This window comes from Rhodococcus sp. P3_B8 (genome assembly GCF_056402775.1).
In genome coordinates this window covers 1-520 of the sequence record NZ_JBFUGT010000705.1, presented here as the reverse complement: position 1 = coordinate 520, position 520 = coordinate 1, and the positions used below count along the sequence as shown (strand labels likewise).

The 520-nt window shown below is 70.2% G+C and carries 1 protein-coding gene; it reads left to right on the top strand.

The genetic code is table 11. The features are described 5' to 3' along the window. Positions 1-520 (top strand): hypothetical protein (locus AC1D1G_RS45885; protein WP_477957022.1); only part of this gene is annotated, 520 nt, incomplete at both ends.

Here is a 520-nt window from a genome sequence, read left to right as displayed (position 1 = left end):
TTCCACAACGAGATCACCCTCGGCAGCATCGTCGGCCGACTCGAACTGCTGTCGACCGGCCCCATCACCGACCTCGCCGTGAACGTCTATCACGGGGTCGCCGGCACCAGCCTCAACCTGGACCTCGAGGCCAACCCCGACCTGTACTCCGAAGACACCCTCGCCGCCCATCACGCTCGCTTCAGCCGGTTCCTCGGCGCGTTCCTCACCTCCGACACCGACGGACCGCGACGGATCGGCGACCTCGAGATCCTCGACGACGGCGAACGCCGCAGTCTGGTGCCCGCCACCGGGCGCGCCGGATTCGCACCCGTCACGCTGCCGGACTTGCTGGCCGGCGCCGTCCGCAGCAACCCGGACGGGGATGCCCTCGTCGCACCCGGGTACGGGACGTGCGCCGTCGCCCTGAGCTACCGCGCACTGGACGAGATGTCGAACCGGCTCGCGCGTCTCCTGATCGACCTCCAGGTCGGCCCGGAGGTTTCCGTGGCGTTGGCGCTGCCGCGGTCGGTCGAGTCCG